Here is a 22366-nt window from a genome sequence, read left to right on the forward strand (position 1 = left end):
CTGAGAAAATCTCCGGCAGGGGTGGTTGCTGCAACTAAATCGCAGAAGGGCAGGGGTGACAATCCCCGGCCGCCGCCCTTGCGCGGGGCGAAACGATAGGCTCAAATGGGGCCGCCTTCGCCAAGAGACGGACACGAGCGCCGGCTCCTCGTAAGGCCAGCAACCAAAATCAGCGAGAGAGGAGACGACATGGGTTACGCTCGTGTCTTCCGGAAATGGGCCGTCCAATGAGCGACGGTCCGGTGATCATCGTCGGTGCCGGCCATGGCGGCTATCAGGTCGCGGCATCGCTGCGCCAGGCGGGCTTTTCCGAGCGCATTTGCCTGATCAATGACGAGGCGCATCTGCCCTATCAGCGGCCGCCTTTGTCCAAGGCCTATATCAAGGGCTCGGCCGGGCCGGAGAGCCTGATGTTCCGCCCCGAAAAATTCTACCAGGACCAGAAGATCGAGCTGATCGCGGGTCGCGCGGTGTCGATTGACCGCGCCGGCCACAAGGTGCTGCTCGCCTCGGGCGAGACGCTGGCCTACGGTCACCTCGTGCTGGCCACCGGCGCGCGCAACCGGCTGCTCGACCTGCCCAACGCCAATCTGCCCGACGTGAAATATCTGCGCATCCTCGACGAGAGCGATGCGCTGCGTGCGATCATGCCCTCGAAGACACGGGTCGTGGTGATCGGCGCCGGCTTCATTGGTATCGAATTCGCCGCCACCGCGCGGATCAAGGGCCTCGAGGTCGACGTGCTCGAGCTTGCCCCGCGCGTGATGGCGCGGGCGGTGACGGCGGAGGTCTCGGAGTATTTTCAGGCGCGGCATCGCGAGGCTGGCATCCGCATTCACCTCGGCGTGCAGGCCACCTCGATCGAGGCAGAAGGCGGCAAGGTCACCGGGGTCTCCCTGAGCGACGGACGGCATCTGCCCGCCGACCTCGTCGTGGTCGGCGTCGGTGTGCTGCCGAACATCGAGCTTGCAGCTGAGGCCGGGCTGCCGGTCGCCGCCGGCATCATCGTCGACGAATATCTTTCGACGGCCGACCCTGATATCTCCGCGATCGGCGACTGCGCGCTGTTCGCAAGCCCGCGCTTCGGCGGATCGCTGCGGTTGGAATCGGTGCAGAATGCCACCGACCACGCCCGCTGCCTCGCGGCGCGGCTGACCGGCGACAAAAAGCCCTATGACAGCCATCCCTGGTTCTGGAGCGACCAGGGCGATGACAAGCTCCAGATCGCCGGCCTCACCACCGGCTATGACCGCGTCGTGCTGCGTGGCAGCGCCGCGAACAAGGCGTTCTCCGCGTTCTGCTACAAGGGTGAGACGCTGCTCGGTATCGAATCCATCAACCGCGCCGGCGATCACATGTTCGGCCGACGGTTGCAGGGCATGAATCGCTCGATCACGCCGGCTCAGGCCGCGGATGAGAGCTTCGATCTGAAGAGCGCGCTGGCGTGATCAGCCAGCGCGGAGCACCGCCGCCACTTCCGTGGCCGTCGGCATCGACGGCCCCGCGCCCATGCGCTGCACGCTGATCGAGGCGGCGGCGTTGGCAAAGGCGAGGGCGGCACGCAAGGGCACACCGTCAGCCAGTTGCGCGGCGAGCGCGCCGACAAAACAATCGCCGGCGCCGGTGGTATCGACCGCCTTCACGGCACGCCCGGGCACCGCGACCTCTTCGCGACCGGCAAGCGCGAGCACGCCGCGCTTGCCGAGCGTTACGCAGATGCTCTGGTCCGCGCGGGCCTGAAGGTTTCGCGCGACATCGAGGATTTTCGCGGGCTCGTCGCTGTCGAAGAGTTCAGCGCCGACGAGGAAGCCTAGCTCGGTCTCGTTCAGCACGAGGATGTCGACCAGCGCGAGCAGCTCACCGGACATCTTTTGCGCCGGCGCCGGGTTGAGCAAGGTTACGACGCCGGCCTCGCGCGCGCGGCGGAAGAACGCGGCAATCGTTGGCAGCGGAATCTCGAACTGGCTGACCGCGATATCGCCCTTCATCAGCGGCACGTCCGCGACATCATCCGCGCCGACCTGCGCATTGCTGCCGGGAATGACGACGATGGTGTTGTCGGAGGCCGCGACCGTGATGATCGCGGTGCCGGTATGCGTGTCGGTGTCGCGCACCGAGCCGAGCTCGATACCCTGCGCGCCGAGGAACGTCCTCAGCTCAGCGCCAAAGGAATCCTTCCCCAGCCGCCCGATCAGCGTGGTCCGGGCGCCGAGCCGTGACGCCGCCACCGCCTGGTTCGCACCCTTGCCGCCCGGAAAATACAGTACCTGCTGACCCGCGACGGTCTCGCCAACGCGCGGGTGGCGATCGGCGGTCGCCACCACATCCATGTTGATGCTGCCGGCGACGAAGACACGCCCCATAATTGCCCCTGTGGAATTTAAACCCTGACCTCGAACTCATGCCGGACCTTGGCGATGTCGACAAGCGTCGGTAGGCCGGCCTCGTTGCCGAGGCGCTGGATCTTGAAGGTCGAGGCGGCCCGGGCAAAATCAAAATGCTCGCGCCAGCTTTTGCCGGGGTGGGCGAGGTAGGAATAGACATAGGCGCCGTGGAAGACGTCGCCGGCGCCGTTGGTGTCGATCACGCGCTCGCGCGGGATCGGCATCGCCGGCATCACCTGCACCGTCCCGGTTTCGTCGTACCAGAGCAGGCCCTTCTCGCCCATGGTAATGCCGCCGATCCTGCAGCCGCGGCTCTTGAGATAGTCGAGCATCTTCTCCGGCGTCAAATCCATCTGCTCGCACAGGCGCTCGGCGACGATGGCGACGTCGATAAATTCCAGCAGCTCATGGGTGTTGGTGCGCAGGCCGCCGCCGTCGAGCGAGGTCAGGATGCCGGCCTCGCGGCAGACCTTGGCGTAGTGGAGCGCGGCATCGGGCTGGTGGCCATCCACGTGCAACGCGCGGCAGCCGCCGAGATTGAGCATCGGAAAGGGATGGATGTGCTCGTCGTCGCGGCAGCGGACGATGGCGCGCTTGCCGTCCTTGGGCATGATGAAGGAGAGCGAGGACTGGTTCACCTTCCGTCCGTGCAGCGAGATCGCGTATTTTGCGCACATGTCCTGGAACATGCGTCCCAGCCAGTCATTGGCCGCGGTGGCGATCAGGTCAGGCACGATGCCGAGCTTGGCGCAGCAGAACGCCGCCGTCACCGCGTTGCCGCCGAAGGAGACTGCGTAGTCCGAGGCCACGTGCTTTTCGTCGCCGGTCGGCATGTGGTCGGTGATGAAGACGACGTCGATATAGGTCTGTCCGATGAAGAGAGCCTGCATTGCTTGTCCGTCATGCGCTTTGTGGTCCAGGCCGGCCGCTTACTGTAGCACCGGTTCCGCTCAGGGATCGCTGAAATTATTCGCAAATTTGCCGCCCCAAGCGCTTGAGGTCAGCATGGGGCCGGAATACGACCATCACCGGGCAATGCCAAGCCCGGACAAACGCCGTGTTTCGGCGCATTGGTTCCAGGTCAATAAAAGGGTCGATCAAAAGGGGGACATATGATCACCGGCCTCGATCACGTCGTCGCTCTGGTCAGGGATATCGGTGCAGCCAAGGCGGCCTACCAGACGCTGCTCGCCCGCGCGCCGGCCTGGCAGAACTCCGGCGAGGGCGCCGACCGCGTGCTGTTCACCCTCGAGAACATGACGATCGAATTGATGGCGCCGAGCGGTTTCAGCGTGACCGCGGACCGGATGCGCGCGCTGCTCGACGACCAGGAGGGCATGCTCGCCAGCCTGTGCTTTCGCGTCGCAGATATGAGCAGGATGCACCGGCGACTGGAGCGGGTGGCCTTGAAGCCTGATCCCGTCACCGAGGTGGAGAGCAGCGACGCCGAATCGGGAGCCGTCCTGCATTGGAAGCGCACGCGCGCTGCCACGGAACTCACGCGCGGCGTGCGCATGTTCTTCCTCGAGCTTGCCGACGAGCGCCCGCTCTCGGTCGCGACCGACGTCGCGCCGATCGACGCGCTCGACCACGTCGTGGTCACCACCGAGGATTCCGAACGCGCCGCGGCGCTCTACGGCGCGCGGCTCGGCCTCGATTTGGCGCTCGACCGCTCGCACCAGGATTGGGGCCAGCTGATGTTCTTCCGATGCGGCGATCTCATCGTCGAGGTGGTCCGTCGGCCGGTTGCTGGCGGCGACCTCGCGCACGACCGGCTGTGGGGCCTGAGCTGGCGGGTCGCCGACATCGACGCCACGCGCGCCCGCCTGATCGCCGCCGGCCTCGACGTCACCGAGGTCCGCAACGGCCGCAAGCCCGGCACGCGGATCATGACGGTGCGGAACGGCACCTGCGGCATTCAGACGGTTCTGCTGGAGCGCTCGCCCAAGCCGGTGGATTAGGCGGCTCTTTCCGCTCGAAGACTCCCGCAGGGTGGGCAAAGCGACTTGTCCGCCGTAGCTCGAAGAGCGAAGGCGGAAGCGTGCCCACGTCCTGCCTATTTGGTGAGACGACGTGGGCACGGCGCAAGCGCGCCTTTGCCCACCCTACGAAACCGGCTTGCTTGGCTTTCGCTGTCGCGAAACTATGCGGCGGCCCCCCCCTCGTGTTACACGCGTAGCCTGACCACCCAGCGAGCACCCCGGTTTGGCGAAGGCAAAGCGAACTCTGAAATGGCAGCGCGATCCCGAGGGGATGCGGCTGCGCATTCTCGAAGCCGCCAAGCAGGAGTTTTCCGCTCACGGGCTCGCCGGCGCGCGCGTCGACCGCATTGCGGCCAAGGCCGGCGCCAACAAGCGCATGCTCTATTACCACGTCGGCAACAAGGACGAGCTGTACCTGGCGGTGCTCGAAGGCGCCTATGACAAGATCCGCAGCGAGGAGCGGGGGCTCGATCTCGAGCACCTCGAGCCGCCCGAGGCGATCCGGCGGCTGATCGAGTTCACCTGGAATTACTTCCTTCGCAATCCCGAATTCCTGTCGCTGCTCCAGACCGAGAACCTCGCGCGCGCAAAGCACCTGAAGAAATCGACCAAGGTCAAGTCGATGCACTCGCCCTTCGTCGAGATGATCCGCACCGTGGTGCGGCGCGGCGTCGACAGCGGCGACTTCCAGGTCGCGGTCGATCCGGTGCAGCTCTACATTTCCATCGCAGGGCTCTGCTTCTTCTACCTCTCGAACTCGGCGACCCTCAGCGTGATCTTCGGCCGCGACCTCTTGGACAAGAAGGCCAAGGACGAGCGGTTGGCGCATATGGTCGGCCTGGTCCTGGCCGCGCTGACCGGGCAGTCCTTCGCGTTGTTCGAGATCCCGAAAGCGCCGAAGTCGCGCGCCACGGTGGCGCAGACGGTTTAGGGCGGTCCGCTCGTTGGTGGATGTAGCATCCACCCGTTTTCTCAATCTCCGCCGTTATTGCCCGCTTTCACTGATATGACGTCGCAAGTGGAGCGGTCTCGTGCCCCGGACGCAGCGCAGCGCGTCTTCGCGGTGCGCTGCAGAGCCGGGGCCCATGGATCGACGGGACGCGTGGCTCCTGGGTCCCGGCTCTGCGCAGCAACGCAAGAGCGCTGCAGCGCGTCCGGGACACGGAGGCGACCGTTCCATTTTCAAAGCACCTCGGAACCGCCGCAAAACGCCACAGTAAATCCTCTGGACAGTATTTATCCAACGGGTTAATTTCTCTCCAGAACGAAGAAGAATGCCGGGAGTGAAAATTGGCTGAGCTGAAGCCGCAAGGTGCGGTGTCCAAGGTGCTGAATGCGGCCTGGGTTCGGCCGTTCCTGTTCCTGGTCTTCATCGTCGTGGCCTGGGATGTTGCGATCCGGCTGTTCAGGATTCCTGCCTACCAGATACCGGCGCCTCTCGATGTCGTCGCCGTCCTGCGGACCGAGTGGCCGGAACTGCTGCGCCAGTCCTGGCCGACGACCTATGCGACCGTCTGCGGTTTCGCGCTGTCCGCTCTGTTCGGCATTCCCGTCGCGATGCTGATCGCGGGCTCGAAGACGGTGGAGAGCTACGTCTATCCGCTGCTGGTGTTCTCGCAATCCGTGCCCAAGATCGCGATCGCGCCGCTGTTCGTGGTCTGGTTCGGATTCGGTATCATTCCAAAGGTCATCTCGGCGTTCCTGCTCGGCTTCTTCCCGGTCGTGGTCTCGGCCGTGCAGGGCTTCAAGTCCGTCGATCCCGACATGGTCGATCTCGCCCGCGCCATGCAGGGCAGCCGCTTCCAGGTGTTCTGTGCGGTGAATCTGCCGCACGCGCTGCCTGCGATCTTCTCGGGCCTCAAAGTGTCGGTGACCCTCGCCGTCGTCGGTGCGGTCGTCGGCGAGTTCGTGGGGTCCAATTCCGGCATCGGCTACGTGATGCAGCGCTCGATCGGCACCTTCGACCTGCCGACGATGTTCGCGGCCCTCGTCATTCTCGCGCTGCTCGGCGTGATCCTGTTCTGGATCGTCGACCGGATCGAGAAGCTGGTCATTCCCTGGCATGTCAGCCAGCGCGAGGACGTGATTTTCGCTTCTTAACTCAAGCACAAACGGCCACCAACGGCCGAAGCAACGGCAAGGGAGAGTGACGATGAAGCGGTTGATTGGGGCTGCATCAGTGGCGCTGATGGTGTTTGCGGCCATGCCGGCGCAGGCGGCCGACAAGGTCGTGCTGATGCTCAACTGGTACGTCTATGGCGAGCACGCGCCGTTCTATTACGGCAAGGCCAAGGGCATTTACGCGGCCGAAGGCATCGACCTCGAGATCCAGGAAGGCCGCGGCTCGGCTGCGACCACGCAGGCCGTCGCCGCCAAGACCGCCGATTTCGGCTATGTCGACGTTCCCACCATGATGCGTGCCGCAATCAAGGGCGCGCCCGTGGTTGCAACCGGCGTGCTGCTGCAGACCAGCCCGATGTCCGCCATGGGCTTTGCCGACAAGAACATCAGGAAGCCCGAGGACATCAAGGGCAAGACGGTGGCGATCACGCCGGCCGATTCCATGACCCAGATCTGGCCGCTGTTCCTGAAGAAGACCGGCCTGAAGGAGAGCGACTTCCAGACCGTCGCAGGCGACGGCCAGACCAAGCTCAACGCCGTCATCAACGGCCAGGCCGATCTGTTGCTCGGCTACGTCATGGACCAGTCGATGAAGATCAAGGACGCGACCGGCAAGGACGTCTACCCGATCAAGTTTGCCGACTACGGCATCAACATGGTCTCCTCGGGCATCATCGCCAACGCCGACTATGTGAAGGCCAATGCCGATCTGGTCCGCCGCTTCATGTCGGCGTCGACCAAGGCGGTGGAAGCCGCCGAGAAGGAGCCGAAGGCGGCGGCGCAGTCGATCCTCGATGCCAACCCCAAGGGCGGCAAGATCGACACGCTGACGCAGGGCTTTGAGCTGACGATTCCGCTGTACCGGACCGCGGAGACCAAGAGCAAGCGGCCGTTCCAGGTCACCGACCAGAACATGACGGAAACCGTCAATCTGATGGTCGAATATGGCGGGCTCGATGCCAAGGCCAAGGACAACCCGAAGGCCTTCTACACCAACGACTATCTGCCGAAGAGTGGCTCGTGAGCGATCATTCTCCGCTGTCGTCCCTGCGAACGCAGGGACCCATAACCACCGGGCTTGATTGTTGCCGAAGGTCTCTCCCTGCGTACCCGGGCGCGCCGGCACGGCGTATGGATCCCTGCGTTCGCAGGGACGACGGGGGGAGAGAGCTGCGATGAACCCCGCGACCAAGCCCATCGACGTGCAGCCCGCAGCGCATCTGAGGCTGGTGAGCGACCGGGCTGCCGGTGATGCCTCGGGCATCAAGCTCTCCGGTGTGTCCAAGACCTACCGGACGCGCGACGGCGACGTGCCGTCGCTGCGGCCGCTCGATTTTGACATCAATGACGGCGAGTTCTTCGTCGTGGTCGGGCCATCCGGCTGTGGCAAGTCCACGCTGCTCAAGCTGATCTCGGGCTTGCTGCCGCCGACGTCAGGCGAGATCCTGGTCGAGGGCGAGAAGGTAACGACCCCGCACGGCAATGTCGGCATCGTCTTCCAGAGCGCGTTGCTGCTGCCCTGGCGCAACATCCTGTCCAACGTCATGCTGCCGATCGACATGAAGCGGCTGCCGCGGGACGAATATCTTGCCCGTGCCAAGGCGCTGTTGAAGCTGGTCGGGCTCGAAGGCTTCGAGAAGAAGCTGCCCTGGCAGCTCTCCGGCGGCATGCAGCAGCGCGCTTCGATCTGCCGCGCGCTGGTGCACGATCCCAAGATCATGCTGATGGACGAGCCGTTCGGTGCGCTGGACGCGCTGACCCGCGAGCGCATGAATGTCGAGTTGATGCGGATTCAGCGCGAAACCAGGAAGACGGTGCTCCTGATCACGCATTCGATTCCGGAAGCCGTGTTCCTCGCCGACCGCGTCCTCGTCATGACCGAGCGTCCCGGCGCGGTCGCCGCGATCTACGACGTGCCGCTGCCGCGCCCGCGCTCGCTCGATGTGATGGCCGATCCGGTGTTCACGGAGCTCGTGCAGCGCATCCGCAAGCATTTCTTCTCGCAAGGGGCATTGGACTAGGTGGGTATGGAGTTCTCTGAACGGACCATGTGCACGGTGCGCTCCCTCCCCCGCCTGCGGGGGAGGGTCGGGGAGAGGGTGTCTCCACTCGCGAGAACTCCCCAGAGGAGAAAACCCTCACCCGGCACTTCGTGCCGACCTCTCCCGCAGGCGGGAGAGGTGCACCGCGCCCGTGGCCAAACCTCGCTTACCAACTTCGCCAGGCCGTAGCACCATGTCACCCCGCCTGAAGCTGCGAGACATCGCCTTCTTCGAACGTTCCGTGCAGTTCGCGCGGCCGTTCCGCTTCGGTGCGATCACCATCAATGCGACGCCGCAGCTGTTCGTGCGGGTCGAAATCGAGGTCGAGGGCAAGGGAAGCGCCGTCGGCGCAAGCGCCGAGCTGCTGGTGCCAAAATGGTTCGACAAGCGGCCGGAGCTGTCGCCGGCGCAGACGGTGGACGAGTTGCGCCGTTCGTTGGAGATCGCGCGCGAGCTTTATTTGGCGGAGACGAGTTTTCGGCCGGCGTTCGGTCTGCATGCGTCGTGCATCAGCGCCCAGGTCAAGACGTGTGCGGACGAGAATATTCCGCCACTTGCAGCGGGCTATGGTCCGGCGGAAATCGACAAGGCGATCCTCGACGCGCTGCTGCGCGCGGTTGGCGCCAGTTTTTTCGATGGAATGGCCGACAACATCGCAGGGATCGACGGGCGGATGTCGCTCGATCTGACCGGCGCCGAGATCGCCAGGTTTCTGATGGGGCGGACGCCTCTGCCGCGGGTTGCCATCCGGCACACGGTCGGCCTCGATGACAAGATTGAGGGCGAGGGCGGTGTAGCGGACGTGCGCGAAAACGCTGGGGCGCGCTATTTCAAGCTCAAGCTCTCGGGCGATCCGGAAGCAGATGCGGCTCGACTGGTCCGCATCGGCAACGAGCTCGGCAAATTGGAGCGTGACTACAAGGTCTCGCTAGACGCCAACGAGCAGTACGCTGACCTCGCCGCCTTGCGTGCATTGATCGGTCGCCTAGATGGCGACGCAGCGCTGCACGGAATCTCGACCCGGCTTCTCTACATCGAGCAGCCAATGCCGCGCGATATTACATTCCAGACAGCTCTCGGGTCGCTCGCCACGCGTGACTTCATCATCGACGAAGCCGATGATTCCTACGGAACGTTTCTGGCGATGAGGCCGCTCGGCTATCGCGGCATCTCCTCGAAATCCTGCAAGGGTCTCTACAAATCGATCCTTAACGCGGTCCGCGCCGCGCAATGGACTACCGGCGCTGAAACGTTCTTCGTGACCGGCGAGGACCTCACTTGCCAGGCCGGCCTTGCCGTGCAGCAGGATCTCGCGCTCGGCGCCTTCATCGGCGTCACCCATGCCGAACGCAACGGCCATCACTATGTCGACGGCTTCGGCGAGACGCCCGCCACTGAAGCGCGGGCCTTCGCGGCCGCGCATCCCGATCTCTATGCCGATGCCGGGCAGGGCATCCGCCTCTCCATTCACGACGGCGATCTCCTGACGGGATCGCTTCACGCAACGGGCTTTGCGACGTCGGTCCATCCGGACTGGTCGGCGCTCCGCCCGCTCGAACAGCCAAGATCACTTCAGGAGCATTTGACATGACCACCCAACGCCTCGGCCTCATCATGAACGGCGTCACCGGCCGCATGGGGCTCAACCAGCATCTGATCCGCTCGATCGTCGCGATCCGCGAGCAGGGCGGCGTCCGCCTGAAGAACGGCGACCGCGTGATGCCCGATCCGATCCTGGTCGGCCGCAGCGCCGAGAAGGTCGAGGCGCTCGCCAAGCGCTACAACATCACGCGCTGGACCACGGACCTCGACGCGGCGCTCGCCGACAAGAACGACACCATGTTCTTCGACGCCGCGACCACGCAAGCGCGCCCCGGCCTGCTGACCCAGGCCATCAATGCCGGCAAGCACGTTTATTGCGAAAAGCCGATCGCGACGAACTTCGAAGAAGCGCTCGAGGTCGTGAAGCTTGCGAACGCCAAGGGCGTCAAGCACGGCACGGTGCAGGACAAGCTGTTCCTTCCCGGCCTGAAGAAGATCGCGTTCCTGCGCGATAGCGGCTTCTTCGGCCGCATTCTCTCGGTGCGCGGCGAGTTCGGCTATTGGGTGTTCGAAGGTGGTTGGCAGGAGGCGCAGCGGCCGTCCTGGAACTACCGCGACGAGGACGGCGGCGGCATCATCCTCGACATGGTCTGCCACTGGCGTTACGTGCTCGACAACCTCTTCGGCAACGTCCAGAGCGTGGTCTGCATCGGCAATACCGACATCCCCGAGCGCTTCGACGAGCAGGGCAAGACGTACAAGGCGACCGCGGATGATTCCGCCTACGCGACCTTCCAGCTCGAAGGCGGCGTCATCGCGCACATCAACATGTCCTGGGTGACGCGCGTCTATCGCGACGATCTCGTCACCTTCCAGGTCGACGGCACGTTGGGCTCGGCGGTCGCGGGGCTCACCGACTGCATGATCCAGGCGCGGCAGGCTACCCCGAGGCCGGTCTGGAATCCCGACGAGAAGCGGCTGCACGATTTCTACGGCGACTGGCAGAAGGTGCCCGACAACGTCGCTTACGACAACGGCTTCAAGGAGCAGTGGGAGATGTTCATCCGCCACGTCTACGAGGATGCGCCCTACAAGTTCACGCTGCTCGAAGGCGCCAAGGGCGTGCAGCTCGCCGAGTGCGCGCTGAAGAGCTGGAAGGAGCGGCGCTGGATCGACGTCGCGCCGATCAAGGTCTGAGGTCCGCAGAAAGTAAGTGTTGATACCGTCATTGCGAGCGAAGCGAAGCAATCCAGAATGCCTCCGCGGCGAGAGTCTGGATTGCCTCGTCGCTTCGCTCCTCGCAATGACGGGGAGAGGTCCGAAATCATGAACAAGCCCGTCCAACCGATGTCGTCATTGTCGCTGAAATTGCCGAAGGCCGATCGCTCGATCGAGACCTACCGGTTAGCGGCTTCGCGCACGTTCCCTGCAAAGCTCGAAGGGCCGCTGAACCGCATCGCCTTCTCGGCCGTGCACACGGTCGCCGATCCCTTCGCCGACAACGATCCCTGGCTGGCGGCTGCCGTCGACTGGGACAAGACCATCGCCTTTCGCGAGCACGTCTGGGACCTCGGTCTCGGCGTTGCCGAAGCCATGGACACCGCTCAGCGCGGCATGGGTCTGGACTGGCCGACCTCGCTGGAGCTGATCACGCGTTCGGTCGGCGCCGCCAAGCGCCGCAACGCGCTGGTGTTCTCGGGCGCCGGCACGGACCATCTCGCGGTTGAGGATGCCAGGAACCTCGACGACGTGATCCGCGCCTATGAGGAACAGATCTCGGCGGTCGAGAAGGTCGGTGGCCGCATCATTCTGATGGCGTCGCGTGCGCTGGCAAAACTCGGCCGCAATGCCGACGATTACGCCAAGGTCTATGACCGCGTGCTGTCGGGGGTAGCGCAGCCCGTGATCATCCATTGGCTCGGCGACATGTTCGATCCGGCGCTGTCGGGCTATTGGGGCACCGGGGATCTCGACAAGGCGATGGATACGGCGGTCGCCATCATCAACGGCAACGCCGCCAAGGTCGACGGCGTGAAAGTCTCGCTGCTCGACAAGCAGCGCGAGATCGACATGCGCCGTCGCCTCGACAAGCGCATCAAGATGTACACCGGCGACGACTTCAACTACGCCGAGCTGATCGCCGGCGACAGCGAAGGCTTTTCGCACGCGCTGCTCGGTATCTTCGATGCCATCGCGCCGGCGGCGTCCTACGCGCTGTCGCGGCTGGCGGCCGGGGACGAGGCCGGCTTCCACGACGTGCTGGGGCCGACAGTGCCGCTGTCGCGCCACATCTTCAAGCCGCCAACGCGCTTCTACAAGACCGGCGTGGTGTTCATGGCGTATCTCAACGGCCACCAGGACCATTTCACCATGGTCGGGGGACAGGAGAGTACGCGCTCAACGTTGCATCTGGCCGAGCTGTTCCGTCTGGCCGACAAGGCCGGCCTGCTCGCCAACCCTGAACTCGCGACGCAGCGGATGAAGACCGTGCTCGCCACCCACGGTATCGAATCCTGATGCGCGATTTCTCGTCCGACCATCGCTGGCTGTCTCTCAATACGGCGACCGTTCGCAAGCAGGGTGATCTTGTCGAGATCATCAACGCCTGTGCGAAACATGGCATCCGCGCCATTGATCCCTGGCGCGACCAGGTCGCGACCGTCGGTCTCGATCGCGCAGTGCGCGCCGTGCGCGACGCCGGCCTCGAATTGTCGGGCTATTGCCGCGGCGGCATGTTCACCTCTGATGCCTCGCGCCGCGGGGAGGTACGTGACGACAATCGCCGCTGCGTCGATGAAGCCAAGGCGCTGGGTGCGCCCTGCATCGTTCTGGTCGTCGGCGGCCTGCCGCAATATTCGCGGCCGGGCAGCGAGACCTCAAAGGATCTCGTGGCGGCGCGTGGGCAGGTCGAAGAAGCGCTCGCCGACATGCTCGACTACGCCAAGCAGGCTAAGCTGCCGCTGGCGATCGAGCCGCTGCATCCCGCTTACGCTGCCGACCGCGCCTGCGTAAACACGACAAAGCAGGCGCTCGACATCTGCGATCGGCTCGACCCTGATCGTACCGGCATGCTCGGCGTCGCCCTCGACGTCTATCACATCTGGTGGGACCCGGAGCTGATGGGCCAGATCGCGCGCGCCGGCCAAGATCGCCTGCTCGCGTTCCATGTTTGCGACTGGCTGGTGCCGACGAAAGACATCCTCAACGACCGCGGCATGATGGGCGACGGCGTCATCGACATCAAGTCGGTGCGTGACGCGGTCGAAGCGCAGGGTTTCGCCGGCTATTCGGAGATCGAGATCTTCTCCCACGATTGGTGGGGCAAGCCGATGGACGAGGTGCTGCAGACCTGCATCGAACGGCACCGGACGGTGGTGTAGGTCCCACGCGCGCCGTCCTCATGGGGCTTGCGACCTGTTGCAGCGTGTTGAAGCGCGCCTTCTCCTCGCTGCTTGCGCCAGAGCCAGGTTCAGTCTCCCTCAACCCAAATTCCTGCTTCGCTTAGAGCGTTGAGAATGCGTTCGATGTCTTTGGGGCCTAGTACTCGACTGTCACACAGTTGATTCAATTCATCGAAGGTAATCTTGCCGTTCCGTTCACCGATCTCGATGGCTTGTCGAATGATTTCCGGCACGCTCATGTCATCTCCGTTTCAGGAGCCTCTACGATACGGGGAGGGAGTCGGTTTCCCGGCGGACAGGAGGCCACGCCGTATACGGCGCCGCGGCGGGCAGCCCGTGCTTGGCGAGTGAGCCGGTTGGAGTACCACCAACGAGAGGTGGACAGCCATCGGCTTTGAGGCAGAATGTCATCACCCGGGTGCCACAGTCTGCGCCAGATCGGATGCGGTAATCAGTGGCATCAACGATCATCAGGGACGGCGGATGGACCCGTGCCTGATGATCTGGAATGACCCCGACGTGCAATCGTCGGGACAATTGTTGTGACCGACGTGGCAAGGCGAGCGACTTTGCTGTCGTCAATGCACGTGTCATTCGGCCCACTAGCTGAAAAGTCAGACGATTGCGCTATCATCGATTCACCGTCAAACACCGGACTATCACTCGTCAATTCAATCTGCGAAGTTGTGACAACACAAATGCGCTGCAAAAAAGCGAGCGCGAAGGGAGGTTCGCAGTGGAGGCAGTTGAGAAGGTGCGACGCTTGCGTGCGATGGGTTCGCTGTGCCGTCAACAGGCCGCGTACAACAGCATGAAGAAATGGAAGCTGCTCGCAGAAGCAGAGTACTGGGATCACCTGGCCGAACTCGTGCTGTCTTCTCACTTCCAAGAGTGCAACGCCGCTAGCTCGAACGAGATGGAGCGGCCTCAAACGATCACAAGCACGAATGACGCTCGACGGGAGACGATTTCCGCCACGTGAGGCCGCTGCGCAATTGCAACGGGAGAATGCGAGCGCTTCCCTTACGGGCTTGCGACCTGCTGCAGCGTGTTGAAGCGTGCCTTCTGCTCGCTGCTCAACGTGGCATAAAACTCGTCCAGGGCGGGTTCGACCAGCCTGGCGGTCGTCAGCATGGCCTCGAGCCGGTGCTGCATCGCCTCCAGCCGCCCGACTGGCGTCAGGGGCACTTCGTTGGGGCAGGCTGCCTGGAGGTCCTGAACGCCCTTCGCCGTCGCTTCGCCGAGGCGGTCGAGCGCCTCCTTCTGCTTGCCGGCGGGGTGCAGCACAGCCTCGATCCTTTGGATTGGCAGCTGGGACAGGCCGGATTTCGGATCACCGCAGCCCTCGACGTTGGCTTGCTGCTGCGGCGAGCGCTCGCCGACATTGGGACCGAGCGCGTTGAAGCTGGCCCGCTGCTCGTCACTGAGCGAGTTGTAGAAATTCTCCAGTGCCGGTCGCACGATCTTGACGGCTTCCAGCGTCGCGCTGATGCGGTTCATCATCGCGCGCAAGCGACCAGGTGGCGTCAGTGCATAAGTCTCCGCGCAGGAGTCCTTGAACACGCCGGCAGCGTTGGCCGCCGCGGTCTTCAATTCGTCGAGCAACGCGCGTTGCTCTGGCGTCGGCCGCACCGCTTTCGCGATATCGGCAAGCGGCCAGGCGGTGACGCCCTTGTCCGGTGTGCCGCACAATTGCTGTAGTGTTTGCGGGCTCACGCTCGCGCGCGGACGGGCGCGGCTGCTGCCACCGGCTTGCGGATAGTCATACGGGTTGGTGCTGGCATAGGCGGAATAGGGGCTGTCACCACCCCAGAACACGGTGTCGACGAAGTCGTCATATGCGTACGCCCAATAGCCGGGCTCGTAAGCATAGGACCAGAACGTGTAGTCAAAAATGTCGGAATAGGCGTAAGGCCAGAACACCGGCCCAAGCCACGCCACGAACACCGCGGGATGGCGGTGTCGCCAGGCCTGCCGGGGAGCCCAGCCGCTCTGGCGGGTGGTGAGCGCTGCCTGGGCTTGCGCAGGGGCTTGCTCGCGGAAGCGCTCGGCAAATCGCCCGCGCTCGGCCGCCTGCACGGCGGCGGCAGTGGCGGCTCGCCCAACTGTGGTGGACTCAGGGCCCAACCGCTGCAGGCGCGCCTGATCGCGCTGCTGCATGCTCTGTTCGCGCTGGAGCAGGCGGTTCTGGGTCTGCAGCGTCCGCTCCTGTGCACGTTGCGCCCGCACGCCTTCAGGCTTCTGCGACTGCAATTGCTGCACGCGCTGTTGCATCCGATCGATACGGCTTTGCCGTTCCGAGCTCTGACGTGTAAGCGTCTCGCGCTGCCGCTGCTGCACGATTTGCTGTCGCTGCTGGATCTGCTGCTGGTGTTGCTGCGCGCGCTGTTCCATCTGCTCCTGTCGCGACGGCCGCGCGCTCACAGCCGGTGGCGCGCTTGGGCGCGAGGGGGCGGCGATATGCGGCGTCGGCCGCGGGGCCATGGCCGGACGTTGTGGCGCTGCCGGCGCCCGGTGGAATTCAGGTCGCGGCGCCGCCACGTGCGGGGCCGCTCGCGGCGGTGGTGCTGCAACAAAATGGGGAGCCGGACGCGGCGGCGGTGCGGCGAGGTGGGGCGCCGGGTGCGGCGCCATGGCCGGTCGCTGCGGCATGGCCGGTGGATGGAATGCCGGAGCGGCGGGACGTGCCATGGCTGGCGGCCCCGCCGGTCGGGCCATGGCCGGTGGTGCTGCTGGCCGTGCCGCCGGCGCTGCGGCCGGACCGCCCCTTCCATGTCCCTGGCCGGGTCCTTGGGCGAGCGCGCCGACGCTCGTCGCCAGCATCGAGACACCGACTAAAGCAGCCGTAAGGCAAGCGCCATGCGGAAGCATGATTGTCGCTCCCAGCTCGTAATCGCCCACGACGTTCAACGCACAGCTGGCGGAATCGTTCGTTGTTGGCCGCGGCCGGCATTGCGATCTTCCGACGCAGGCAGCCTCAGGAGAAATCCTGCGTCAGGGTGCTGGCGAGCCGCTCCAGCGCCCAGTCGACCTGGTCGCTTGTGATTACCAGCGGCGGAGCGATACGGATCGTTTGCTCATGGGTATCCTTGGCGAGGATGCCCATGCCCTGAAGCGCCTCGCAGTAGCGGCGAGCGCGGCCGGCCTCGGGATGCAGCTCGACCGCGAGCATCAAGCCGCGTCCGCGCACCTCGCGGATCGTGTTGGCGCGAATGTCTTTCAAGCCTTCCAGAAAGCGCGCGCCCTGCCTGGCCGCGTTCTCGATCATGCCTTCCTCGGTCAGCACGCGCAGCGCCGCGCGCGCCACCGCGCAGGCCAGCGGATTGCCGCCAAACGTCGAACCGTGCTGGCCGGGCCTCAATGTCCCGAGCACGTCGTTGTTCGAGAGCACGGCCGACACCGGATAGAAGCCGCCGGACAAGGCCTTGCCGAGCAGCGTCACGTCCGCCTCGATTCCCTCGTGCTGTTCGGCGAGAAGCTTGCCGGTGCGGCCGAGCCCGGTCTGGATCTCGTCGAGCACCAGCATCACGTTGTTGGCGGTGCAGAGCTCCCGCACCTCAGTGAAATAGCCGGCTGGAGGAAGGATGACACCGGCTTCGCCCTGGATCGGCTCGACCAGAAAGGCGACGGTATTTGGCGTGATTGCTGCTTCCAGCGCCGCGGCGTCGCCGAACGGGATGACCCTGAAGCCCGGCGCGAACGGCCCGAAATGTGTGCGTGTGTCGGGGTCGGTTGAAAAGCCGACGATGCCCAGCGTGCGTCCGTGAAAATTGTTGGCGCAGACGATGATCTCGGCCTGGCCGTCCGGCACGCCCTTCACCTCATAGCCCCATTTGCGCACCGACTTGATCGCGCTTTCGACCGCCTCGGCGCCGCTGTTCATCGGCAGCACCTTGTGGGAGCCGGTCAGCGCCGCGATCTCTTCGTAGAAGGGGGCGAGCTGGTCGTTGTGGAAGGCGCGCGAGGTGAGCGTCAGCCTGTGCGCCTGTTCGATCATCGCCGCCAGGATCTTGGGGTGGCAGTGGCCCTGGCTGACCGCCGAATAGGCCGAGAGGCAATCGAGATAGCGGTTGCCTTCGGTATCCCAGACCCAGACACCTTCGCCGCGCGACAGGACGACCCCGATCGGCTCGTAATTATGGGCCCCAAAGCGTTGTTCCGTTGCGACGAAATCAATGACCGACGAGCTCATCTGTCGTCACTCCATTGCTGCGCGCGGCGGTGCCAACCGGCTGCACCGCCGGCCTTCAGCTTGATCTGGGTATCAACCTGCCGCCTTGGAAGTCTTCATGCGTCCGATGGTGTAGCCGATCTGATTTGCCAAAAGTATCAGAGGGTTCCCTACTGTGCATGGGGTTGTTTTCGCAGTTTTTGTTGTCGCGCCCTCAGCGAAGCGCACAGGGGACGCTCAAGAAGCCGCGAAACCGCACCCGACCGCCCCGCACCGGCTGCCCGCTCACGGCATAATGCGGGAAGCGCGCCAGGAAGCGCGAGATCGCAATCGCGCCTTCCAGCCGCGCCAGCGCCATGCCGGCGCATTGATGCGCGCCGGTGGCGAAGGCGAGATGCCGGTTCGGCGTGCGCGCGATGTCGAAGCTCTCGGGGTCCGGAAACTGCGCGGGATCGCGGTTGGCCGCCCCGATGCACAGCGTCACCGACGTGCCGGCCTCGAGCGTGACGCCGCCGAGCTCGACCTTTTCCGTGGTCATGCGGTTGCCGAGCTGGTTGGAGCTCTCGTAACGCAGCATCTCTTCGACGGCGGTCTTGATCATGTCGGGATTGCCGATCAGGCGCTGCTTCTGGTCCGGATTGCGGTCCAGCGCCACGAGGCCGTTGCCGATCAGGTTGGTGGTGGTCTCGTGCCCGGCATTGAGCAGGAAGATGCAATTGTGCAGCAGCTCCTTTTCTGTCAACCGCTCGCCATTCTCCTCACCCTGGATCAGGCGCGTCAGCACGTCGCGCTCGGGATTGCCGGGCTTGTCGCGCCGGCGTGCAACCAGCGTCTGGAGATAGCTGAGAAAATCCGTCACCGCCTTGTTGCCGCGCGCGGCGAGCTCGGGCGACACGACGGGTTCGAGCGCACCCAGGATCGCCAGCGACCAGTCGCGCAGCGGCCCGCGTTCGTCGTGGGGCACGTCGAGCAGATTGCCGATCACCTCGATGGGAATGGACGCGGCGAAATCCTCGATCAGCTCGCAAGCCCCCTTGGCCGCGATGGCGTCGAGCAGGCCATCGACCAGCTTGACGATGTCAGACTCCATGCCGGCGATCGCCCGCGGCGACAGCGCGCCCATGATCAGGCGGCGCACGCGGGTATGCGCCGGCGGATCGTTGAAGACGAGGCTGGTGGTGTGATGCTCGTAGAGCGGGGAGTCGCCGTATTTCGGCGCGAACTCGCGCTTCTTGTCCGAGCCGAAAGACTTGGTGTTCTTGTAGGTGGTGACGAGATCGTCATAGCGGGTCAGGAACACGGTGCCGCTGCGCAGGCGCTTGACCGGCTCGTTCTCCCGCAGTGCACGATAGGTCGGGTAGGGGTTGTCGTAGAACTCGGGCGTCAGCTTCTCGAGGTCGAAGCTCGCCGCCAGCTCCTTCGCGTCTGCGTTCATCCCGTTATACTCGCCGGTTAAAGCCGTTATGCCGTTTTTGTTGTTCTGGTCGGCGCATGCATGCGTCTACAGTCTGCTTACCTTGCTAGCCGACCGGACAGGAAAATGCACGCCCGCGCTGACGCTGCAGACACGGCCCCGAATTGGCCAGACGATATTTTCGCGACCTTGCAACGCTTCGACGTCCGGCAGGTACCTTACGTGCCCGACGCCGGTCATTCGAAACTGATCCAGCGCGTGCTGGACTCCTCCACGATGCGCGGGATTCCGCTCACGACGGAGGAGGAGGGCGTGGCGCTGCTCGCGGGCGCCTGGGCCGGCGGACAGCGCGGCGCGTTGCTGATGCAATCGAGCGGCGTCGGCAATTGCATCAACATGCTGTCGCTGATCCCGATCCTGCGCTTTCCGTTCCTCACGCTCGTGACCATGCGCGGCGAGTGGGGCGAGTTCAATCCGTGGCAGGTGCCGATGGGATCGACCACGCAGGGCGTGTTCGAGCTGTCGGGTGTCCAGGTGCTGCGGGCCTCCAGCGCGGCTGAAGTCCCCGCCGTGATCGAAGCCGCGGCATCGCAAGCCTACAACGCGCTGACGCCCACCGCCGTCCTGCTGTCGCAGCGCCTGATCGGCGCCAAGGTTTTCATCAAATGAGCAAGGCCAATCTCCTCGACCGCCGCCAGGTGGTGTCCACGCTGCTCGCGGACCGCAAGGACGTCGTTGCGATCGGAGGCCTGGGGGCCTCGACCAACGACATCTGCGCGGCCGGCGACCACGCCCGCAACTTTTACCTCTGGGGCGGCATGGGTGGCGCCGCGATGATCGGGCTGGGGCTCGCGCTGGCGCAGCCAAAACTGCCGGTGCTGGTCATCACCGGCGACGGCGAGATGCTGATGGGCCTGGGCAGCCTTGCCACCATCGGCCTGCAAAAGCCTCCCAACCTCTCGATCGCAGTGCTCGACAACGAGGCCTATGGCGAGACCGGCGGCCAGACCAGCCACACCTCGGCTGCCGCTGACCTCGTCGGTGTCGCGAAGGCTTGCGGCATCGAAGACAGCCAGTCGATCACGACCATGGCCGGGGTCGAGGCCTTTGCCAAAGCCGTTCACGACGTCTCTGCCGGGCCGCGTTTTGCCAATATGAAGATCGACAGCGCCAGCCTGGAGCGGATTTTGCCAAGCCGGGACGGGACTTACATCGTCAACCGGATTCGCGGCGACCTCGGCTTCCAGCCAATCTAGGGCGGGCCTGTCCAGTCCCACCGGCGCCCAGGTCCTGCGCGCAGGCCGTGCAGGCGGGGCAATCTCGACTAAATTAACAATGCATTCAGGTTGCGATGCAACATAGTGCTTGACTTTTTGCGTGGGTGAGTGCTTACTCACTAGCATGAGCTCATTGCGTATGACGAGCGACCTGAGGCGTCAATTGATCCTCGGAGCCGCGAAGCGCTGCTTTGCCCGACATGGCTATACCGGCACCACGACCAAGAGCGTGGCGGCTGCCGCTGCCATTTCCGAGGCGTTGCTGTTCAAGCATTTCCCGTCCAAGGCGGCGCTCTACGCCGAAATCCTCAGCGACGAATGCGAGGCGGACCCGGCGCTCACCGAGCTTCTCGAACGGGAGCCTTCGACCGCCACGCTGGTCGAAGTGATCCGCGGCATGGTCGAGCATTTCCTGCACATCGCTGATGGTCCCGATCAGGAAGAGGCCCAGCGCCTGCGACTGATGGCCACCAGCCATTTGGATGATGGCGAATTCGCCCGCTTGCTGTATGCCAAGATCGAGACGCTGATCGGGGCGATCTTCGTCTCCTCGCTCGAACGTGCCGTTGCCGCCGGGGACGCGCGGCTATGCAGCGGCGATCCGCTCAACCTGTTCTGGTTTGCGCATCACTCGGTGGTGACTGCGGCGCTGACCAGGCTGCCGGCCACGCCCTGCCTCGCTTACGGCAAGGCTGACGACCTCGAGCGGCAGCTGTGTGAGTTTCTCCTGAGGGGTATCGGACTTAACGACGCCGCAATTGCTTCGCATCTGAGCCACAATCAGGTCGCGGATGCCGGCAAGACGGCGATTGCAGAGAGTGCATGACATGAACATCGTAACCGAACACAAGATTTCGGGCGAACCGATCGACAACAAGGCTCCCAAGCGTCCGGTCCGGCCGGTGCTCTGGTTCGTCATCATCGGCACGCTGCTGGCGGCGCTGGTCGGTGGCCTCGTCTGGTTCAATTATTTCCGCGGCCAGATGATCAAGCAGTTCTTCGCCAACAACAAGCCGCCGCCGACCGCCGTCAGCGCGGCCGAGGCCAAGTCCGAGGTGGTGCCGAACCTGCTCACCGCGGTCGGCGGCCTCGTCGCCGTGCACCAGGTCGATGTGAGTGCCGACGTCAACGGCCGCGTCACCGAGATCAAGTTCGAGCCGGGCACGCGAATTGAGGCCGGCACGCCGCTGGTGCAGCTGTTCGACGCACCGGAGCAGGGCGACCTTGCCAATTACAAGGCCCAGGCGACCGTGGCGCAGCTGTCGCTCGATCGCGCCAAGCAGCTGGCCTCGCGCCAGTTCGGTCCGCAGGCGACCGTCGATACCGCGCAGGCCGCCTATGACCAGGCGCAGGCCGGCATCGCCAAGACCGAAGCGCTGATTTCGCAGAAGCTGGTGCGCGCGCCGTTCTCCGGAGATCTCGGCATGCGCAAGGTCGAGGTCGGCCAATATCTGACGGCCGGTACGGCGATCGTGTCGCTGACCGACCTTTCCGAGCTGTGGGCCAACTTCACCGTGACGGAAAAGGATTCCGGCAGCCTCAAGGTCGGCCAGACTGTCAGGTTGAAGGTCGACGCCTATCCGGGCCGCATCTTCGAAGGCAAGATCACCACGATCGAACCGCAGATCTCGACCGACACCCGCAACATCCGCGTGCAGGCGACGATCGCCAATCCGGAGAAGATCCTGAAGCCCGGCATGTTCGTGAGCACCACGGTGGTGCTGCCGAACAAGCCGGCCGTGATCACCGTTCCGGAGACGGCGGTCGACTACACGCTGTACGGCGACTCGGTGTTCGTGATCACCGAGAAGAAGGAAGCCGACGGCAAGACCAGCCTGTCCGCGGTGCGCACCTTCGTGCAGACCGGCAGCCGGGTCGAAGGTCGCGTCGAAATCATCAAGGGCGTGAAGGCGGGCGACAAGGTCGTCGCCGTCGGCCAGCTCAAGCTGCAATCGGGCGCGGCGGTGTCGATTTCGACCGACCCGGCTCCGCAGATCCCGGCGCAGCCGCCGCGCTACTGATCCATGACACT

The 22366-nt window shown here is 64.5% G+C and carries 21 protein-coding genes; 15 read left to right on the forward strand and 6 right to left on the reverse strand.

Annotation, left to right across the window (positions count from 1 at the left end):
- Positions 1-227: 227 nt before the first annotated feature.
- A complete protein-coding gene (locus tag AABA84_RS30225) occupies positions 228-1448 on the forward strand; it encodes an NAD(P)/FAD-dependent oxidoreductase (protein WP_338313951.1) in 1221 nt (406 codons plus the stop codon).
- Here AABA84_RS30225 and rbsK read toward each other — a convergent pair whose 3' ends face one another.
- The gene (rbsK, locus tag AABA84_RS30230) at positions 1449-2363 is read right to left on the reverse strand and encodes a ribokinase (protein ID WP_338313952.1); all 915 of its coding nucleotides are present in this window, start codon (positions 2361-2363) and stop codon (positions 1449-1451) included.
- A 17-nt stretch (positions 2364-2380) separates the two neighbouring features.
- Positions 2381-3274: a sugar kinase gene (locus AABA84_RS30235; protein WP_038947033.1), complete on the reverse strand. Its 894-nt coding sequence runs from the start codon at positions 3272-3274 to the stop codon at positions 2381-2383.
- Positions 3275-3496: 222 nt separating this feature from the next.
- Between AABA84_RS30235 and AABA84_RS30240 the strand changes: the two genes are divergently transcribed.
- The 9 genes from AABA84_RS30240 (at position 3497) to AABA84_RS30280 (ending at position 13451) form a co-directional block, all read left to right on the forward strand.
- Complete coding sequence (locus AABA84_RS30240) at positions 3497-4345, forward strand: VOC family protein (RefSeq protein ID WP_338309124.1); 849 nt, start codon at positions 3497-3499, stop codon at positions 4343-4345.
- Between the two features lie 244 nt (positions 4346-4589).
- Complete coding sequence (locus AABA84_RS30245) at positions 4590-5297, forward strand: TetR/AcrR family transcriptional regulator (RefSeq protein WP_338309123.1); 708 nt, start codon at positions 4590-4592, stop codon at positions 5295-5297.
- Positions 5298-5656: 359 nt separating this feature from the next.
- Entirely contained in the window at positions 5657-6466 is an 810-nt protein-coding gene (locus tag AABA84_RS30250; protein WP_338309122.1) for an ABC transporter permease, read from the forward strand.
- A gap of 52 nt (positions 6467-6518) precedes the next feature.
- Positions 6519-7511 (forward strand): ABC transporter substrate-binding protein, encoded by a 993-nt coding sequence (locus tag AABA84_RS30255; RefSeq protein ID WP_212247985.1) that lies wholly within the window; start codon positions 6519-6521, stop codon positions 7509-7511.
- 151 nt (positions 7512-7662) lie between these two features.
- Positions 7663-8508, forward strand: coding sequence for an ABC transporter ATP-binding protein (locus tag AABA84_RS30260; RefSeq protein ID WP_212247987.1), 846 nt, complete (start codon positions 7663-7665; stop codon positions 8506-8508).
- 214 nt (positions 8509-8722) lie between these two features.
- The gene (locus AABA84_RS30265; RefSeq protein WP_338313953.1) at positions 8723-10120 is read left to right on the forward strand and encodes a hypothetical protein; all 1398 of its coding nucleotides are present in this window, start codon (positions 8723-8725) and stop codon (positions 10118-10120) included.
- Positions 10117-11268: a Gfo/Idh/MocA family protein gene (locus AABA84_RS30270; protein WP_338309118.1), complete on the forward strand. Its 1152-nt coding sequence runs from the start codon at positions 10117-10119 to the stop codon at positions 11266-11268. Before AABA84_RS30265 ends, AABA84_RS30270 begins: the two co-directional genes overlap by 4 nt.
- Before the next feature lie 129 nt (positions 11269-11397).
- On the forward strand, positions 11398-12588 hold the full coding sequence (locus AABA84_RS30275) for a dihydrodipicolinate synthase family protein (protein ID WP_338313954.1): 1191 nt from the start codon (positions 11398-11400) through the stop codon (positions 12586-12588).
- Positions 12588-13451 (forward strand): sugar phosphate isomerase/epimerase family protein, encoded by an 864-nt coding sequence (locus tag AABA84_RS30280; RefSeq protein WP_212247999.1) that lies wholly within the window; start codon positions 12588-12590, stop codon positions 13449-13451. The genes AABA84_RS30275 and AABA84_RS30280 overlap by 1 nt, the downstream gene beginning before the upstream one ends.
- Before the next feature lie 89 nt (positions 13452-13540).
- Here the strand turns inward: AABA84_RS30280 and AABA84_RS30285 are convergent, their stop codons facing one another.
- Positions 13541-13711 carry an RNA polymerase sigma factor region1.1 domain-containing protein gene (locus tag AABA84_RS30285; RefSeq protein WP_212248001.1) on the reverse strand — a complete coding sequence of 57 codons (171 nt, stop codon included), beginning with the start codon at positions 13709-13711 and terminating at the stop codon, positions 13541-13543.
- Positions 13712-14208: 497 nt separating this feature from the next.
- On the opposite strand from AABA84_RS30285, the gene AABA84_RS30290 reads away from it, so the two are divergent.
- Positions 14209-14454 (forward strand): hypothetical protein, encoded by a 246-nt coding sequence (locus AABA84_RS30290; RefSeq protein WP_338313955.1) that lies wholly within the window; start codon positions 14209-14211, stop codon positions 14452-14454.
- A gap of 41 nt (positions 14455-14495) precedes the next feature.
- On the opposite strand, the gene AABA84_RS30295 is transcribed toward AABA84_RS30290, so the two are convergent.
- The 3 genes from AABA84_RS30295 to AABA84_RS30305 all read right to left on the reverse strand — a co-directional run bounded on the left by AABA84_RS30295 (position 14496) and on the right by AABA84_RS30305 (position 19078).
- The gene (locus tag AABA84_RS30295; protein WP_338313956.1) at positions 14496-15866 is read right to left on the reverse strand and encodes a Spy/CpxP family protein refolding chaperone; all 1371 of its coding nucleotides are present in this window, start codon (positions 15864-15866) and stop codon (positions 14496-14498) included.
- Between the two features lie 583 nt (positions 15867-16449).
- The gene (gene rocD, locus AABA84_RS30300) at positions 16450-17664 is read right to left on the reverse strand and encodes an ornithine--oxo-acid transaminase (RefSeq protein WP_338313957.1); all 1215 of its coding nucleotides are present in this window, start codon (positions 17662-17664) and stop codon (positions 16450-16452) included.
- 193 nt (positions 17665-17857) lie between these two features.
- Positions 17858-19078, reverse strand: a complete 1221-nt coding sequence (locus AABA84_RS30305) for a cytochrome P450 (protein WP_338313958.1) — start codon at positions 19076-19078, stop codon at positions 17858-17860.
- A 105-nt stretch (positions 19079-19183) separates the two neighbouring features.
- Between AABA84_RS30305 and AABA84_RS30310 the strand changes: the two genes are divergently transcribed.
- The 4 genes from AABA84_RS30310 to AABA84_RS30325 all read left to right on the forward strand — a co-directional run bounded on the left by AABA84_RS30310 (position 19184) and on the right by AABA84_RS30325 (position 22355).
- Positions 19184-19726 carry a phosphonopyruvate decarboxylase gene (locus AABA84_RS30310; RefSeq protein WP_212248005.1) on the forward strand — a complete coding sequence of 181 codons (543 nt, stop codon included), beginning with the start codon at positions 19184-19186 and terminating at the stop codon, positions 19724-19726.
- Positions 19723-20313, forward strand: a complete 591-nt coding sequence (locus AABA84_RS30315) for a thiamine pyrophosphate-dependent enzyme (RefSeq protein WP_212248006.1) — start codon at positions 19723-19725, stop codon at positions 20311-20313. Before AABA84_RS30310 ends, AABA84_RS30315 begins: the two co-directional genes overlap by 4 nt.
- Positions 20314-20473: 160 nt before the next feature.
- Positions 20474-21160 carry a TetR/AcrR family transcriptional regulator gene (locus tag AABA84_RS30320; protein ID WP_212248008.1) on the forward strand — a complete coding sequence of 229 codons (687 nt, stop codon included), beginning with the start codon at positions 20474-20476 and terminating at the stop codon, positions 21158-21160.
- A gap of 1 nt (position 21161) precedes the next feature.
- Entirely contained in the window at positions 21162-22355 is a 1194-nt protein-coding gene (locus AABA84_RS30325) for an efflux RND transporter periplasmic adaptor subunit (protein WP_212248017.1), read from the forward strand.
- The last annotated feature ends 11 nt before the right edge of the window (positions 22356-22366 follow it).

The organism is Bradyrhizobium sp. TM239 (assembly GCF_036247985.1).
GTDB classification, from domain to species: Bacteria; Pseudomonadota; Alphaproteobacteria; order Rhizobiales; family Xanthobacteraceae; genus Bradyrhizobium; species Bradyrhizobium ottawaense.